The organism is Aeromonas sp. 604176, assembly GCF_049170755.1.
Lineage (GTDB): Bacteria > Pseudomonadota > Gammaproteobacteria > Enterobacterales > Aeromonadaceae > Aeromonas > Aeromonas veronii_A.
Genome location: NZ_JAAKNE010000191.1, coordinates 1 through 3,981, shown reverse-complemented (window position 1 = coordinate 3,981; position 3,981 = coordinate 1). Strand labels below are relative to the sequence as shown.

Here is a 3,981-nt window from a genome sequence, read left to right as displayed (position 1 = left end):
CGGGAATAGCTCAGTTGGTAGAGCACGACCTTGCCAAGGTCGGGGTCGCGAGTTCGAGTCTCGTTTCCCGCTCCAATCTCTCTTCGAAGTCTTCATAATCCCTCTGAATTGCCCCTCACATCGCGCTGCGATGCTTTGTCGTATCTGGCGTTTACTAGGTGCGTCTCTACCACCTCCTGCTAACAGGAAGGGGATGTGGGCTCATGGTGCGGATTGTACGAGGCAAGCGGTTGTAACAGGTGGTGGGAGGCGAGAATTGCGGGCAAAAAAGAGGAGGGGCCTTGGCTCCTCCTGCATGATTCACTGGCGCGGGCTTAAACCAGAGTAACGTTCTCAGCCTGAGGGCCTTTTTTGCCCTGGGTCACAGTGAACTGGACTTTTTGACCTTCAGCCAGGGTTTTGAAACCGGTGCTCTGGATGGAGGAGAAGTGAACGAATACGTCCGGACCCTGGGATTGTTCAATAAAGCCAAAACCCTTGGTTTCGTTGAACCATTTTACCTGGCCGGTGCGAATGTCAGACATGTGCTAAATCCTATCAATAACAAAATGAAACTAAGCCCGTGCTGGGCTGCATTTGCCTTGCAAGCAGGGGTTGGCTCATGACTGACCACGTCTCTTTGTCCCAGTAGCACGCAGAACAATCCCTGTCTAAAGCACAAACGATTGTACGTTAGCGCCGATCCTTGTCAATTTGACCCCTTTCGTTTTTTGAACAAGCTAAAAATATTGTGAAGTCAGTAGCTTATTTGTAGAGATTTGACTGAAAAAAACGGGAGGCCAGCGCCTCCCGTTTTTGTTATTCCTTGAGGGCGAACCCTTCGCCCTGCCGGTCGTAGCGGTAAACCGCCTGACCGTAGGAGCGGATCTCCACCCGCTGGATGCGGCGGGTGTCGTCCACCAGGATGAAGATAGAGCGGCCCGATTGCAGGCGGGTCAGGGGGCGATCCGGCCCCTCGATGGCGATCAGGCGGCTCAGCTCGGCACCCGGCAACTCGAATTTGCGCCAGATGGAGTAGAGGGTCTCACCCGCCTGCACATCGTGTTGCAGCCAGGTACCGTTGACCTTCTCTTCGACCGGCTTGGCTGCCGCGGGGGCACTACCTGCCGCGCCATTACCGACAGTTAGAGCTTGAGCAGGCACGGCCAGCGGCACTTCCAGCGAGCCGGAAGGGGCGGCTTTGGGGGCGGATGGTGCCGGCTCCCAGGCCAGCACCAGCAACCAGAGCGGGATCAGGATCAGCAGACCTATGGTGTTTTTACGCGGCAGCGGGCTGGACAGCTTGAATTTGCCTGCTTTGGCATCCTGGCGACGTTGACCGAGGTTGCTCATCCCTTGGCCAAAACGTTGGCGCAGGGACAGGGTCGCGGCATTGATGCGATGGAGCAGGGATCCTTGTGATTCGTCTTGGCGACGCTGCTGGGCTCGTCTGTTATGGCCTCGTGGGCGACGGTCCGGGGTGGGCACGGCATTTACCTCTCACTACATTGCCTGCCATCAGGCAAATTCGTCGCCTATGGTAAACGGACTCGCCCCCGAGGGGGAGAGTCCTGAGGCGGAAAATTATCAGCTGAGACGAAATTGACCCAGTAATTGCTGCAATTTGTCGGCCGCCTGACGCAATGCCTGACTGGCTTTGGCCGTTTCGGTCGCATCCTGAGCAATGTCGTTGGCCAGTGCGTTGGTTTTTGACAGGTTGCCGGAGACGGTTTCTGAGACCGAGCTCTGCTCTTCGGCGGCGGAGGCGATCTGATAGGTCATGTCGTTGATGGTGGAGATGGCCTGGTAGATGCTGCCGAGCGCCTCTTCCGCCAGATCCGCCTCGCCCACCGCTTGATGGGTCAGCTGCTGGCTCTGGTTGATGGCGTTGACTGCATTGGTGGAGCTGAGGCGGATCTTCTCGATCAACTCCTGGGTGTTCTGTACCGCCTGCTGGGTATTGCCCGCCAGTTTGCGCACCTCGTCGGCGACTACCGCAAAGCCGCGGCCCTGTTCGCCAGCCCGGGCAGCCTCGATGGCGGCGTTGAGGGCCAGCAGGTTGGTCTGGTCGGCAATTCCCTGAATGACGGTGAGGATGCTGGTGATCTGGGCGCTGTCGTGAGCCAGCCCTTCCACCACTTCGGCCCCTTTACCGGCTTCTGCCGCGACCTTGTGCATCGACTGGATCACCTGCTGGAAGCGCTCCTTGCCCTGATCGGCAGCGCTTTGCGCCTGTTTAGCCGAGTCGGCGGTATTGTTGGCGTGGGTGGCGACCTCCTGACTGACGTAGGACATCTCCTGTACCGCGGTCAGCATCTGCTCCATCTCGGCCTGATGATGCTGCAGATTGTTGTCGGTCTGACCGGCAATGCGATCGGTGTCACCGGCGTAGCGGTTCACCTCGCTGGCAGTCTTGAGCACATCCCCGAGCAACCCTTGCAGCTTGTCGATAAAGCGGTTGATCCCCTTGGCGAGATCCCCCAGCTCATCCACCGAGCGGGTCGTGAGGCGTTTGGTGAGATCCCCTTCACCATCGGCGATGTCATCCACCAGGCTGACCATCTGACGGATGGGGCCTGTGATGCTGCGTGCAATCACCAGCATGGTGGCCAGCGCCAGCACCAGTACGATAACGGCGCCCACCAATTGCTGGGTCATGGCTGCTTGGTTCATGTCGCTCAGCTGGCTTTCCAGTTGATCGGCCCCCGCCAGTACCACCTTGTAGGGCAGGGTGACTATGATGGCCCAGTTGCGGCTCATGCCCGGCACCATGATGGGGACGGAAATACGGAATGACTCGTCCAGCTCCTGACGCTGAACTTCCGGTTTCAGGTACTGTTGCCACTGGTTGCCCAGCACCTTACTTGCGCTGCTGCCGAGCAGGCTGGCATCACCGCTGGTGCCGGTGATGACACCGGCGGCGCTGACGATCAGGGTTTCGCCCTTGCCGTCATAGATATTGCTGTTGAGGCTCTTGGCCTGACGACTGATGGAGTCCACCGCCAGGTCGAGGGCTGCGATGCCGCGGAACTGGCCATTCACCATGATGGGGGTGGTGATGGTGCTCACCAGCACCTGCTGACCGTTGATATCCACCTTGAAGGGATCGATCAGACAAGAGCGCCCTTCCCGTTTCGGGCAGGCGTAGTAGTCGTTGGCGGGATTGCCGAATTCGTCTGGGTCGGTTTTTTCGATGGAGAGCAGCAGATCGGTACCGATTTGATCCTTGTCGCGATAGAAATAGGGCACGAAGCGCCCCTTGTCGTCACTGCCCAGCGCACTCTGGCCAGCAAAGCTGGCATCCTGACCGTCGAAACCGTTGGGCTCGAAGCCAGCGAAGGCGCCATAGAGCTGGGGCTCCAACGCCAACTGTGCTTTGAGCAGGTCGGTGGCCTGCTGGCGATCCAGCGGCAGTTTGCCCTGTTGTTGCAGGGCGAGGGCGCTGGCCATCTGCTGGGTGTAGGAGAGCCCTTTTTGCAGCAGTTGGGTGATGGTGGCCGCCTCGGCGCGGGCATTGGCGCTGACCTTCTGCCATGCCTCCTGCTGCAGCGCTTCACGGCTGGAGCTGATGGTGAGTTGTTGGGTCTGTTTGCCGGAGTATTGGTTGAGCAGGATCAGGATGACCAGGGCTGCGGTCATGGCGATCCCGGCCATCACTAGAATGCGATTCTGGATAGAACGGAACTGCATCGTCTCTTCCTTGTTCGTGAGAAGTGTGGTGAGCGTTATTTGGGTATCGACCGGAGGAGGCAGCTCTCCAGCATTGTGCATAGCAAATCGGAAACGGGGCTTCTGTTTTGCGATCCTCTTCAAATATCGGGCTACAGATACAAATGGCGACAGATTTAATCCCCTACTTTAGCCCGCAATGGCGTCATGGTTTTCCCATCCGTGATTGTCGGTGCTAAAATGCGACGGTTTTTTCTAACGAATTGGCCCAAGGCCCTCTACACAAGGCTTAAAGATGAAAGTCAAAACCCGTTTTGCTCCCAGCCCGACCGG

At 58.1% G+C, this 3,981-nt stretch carries 3 protein-coding genes; all 3 read right to left on the bottom strand.

Annotated features, from left to right (window positions below):
* Window positions 1-314: 314 nt before the first annotated feature.
* A complete protein-coding gene (locus tag G5358_RS20300) occupies window positions 315-524 on the bottom strand; it encodes a cold-shock protein (RefSeq protein WP_005338972.1) in 210 nt (69 codons plus the stop codon).
* 274 nt (window positions 525-798) lie between these two features.
* Window positions 799-1,467: a LysM-like peptidoglycan-binding domain-containing protein gene (locus G5358_RS20295; RefSeq protein WP_103250429.1), complete on the bottom strand. Its 669-nt coding sequence runs from the start codon at window positions 1,465-1,467 to the stop codon at window positions 799-801.
* 99 nt (window positions 1,468-1,566) lie between these two features.
* On the bottom strand, window positions 1,567-3,669 hold the full coding sequence (locus G5358_RS20290; RefSeq protein WP_421324803.1) for a methyl-accepting chemotaxis protein: 2,103 nt from the start codon (window positions 3,667-3,669) through the stop codon (window positions 1,567-1,569).
* Window positions 3,670-3,981: the final 312 nt, after the last annotated feature.

Coding starts and splice junctions, on each gene's coding strand:
- G5358_RS20300 (WP_005338972.1), bottom strand. CDS start 524: ATGTCTGACATTCGCACCGGCCAGGTAAAATGGTTCAACGAAACCAAG.
- G5358_RS20290 (WP_421324803.1), bottom strand. CDS start 3,669: ATGCAGTTCCGTTCTATCCAGAATCGCATTCTAGTGATGGCCGGGATC.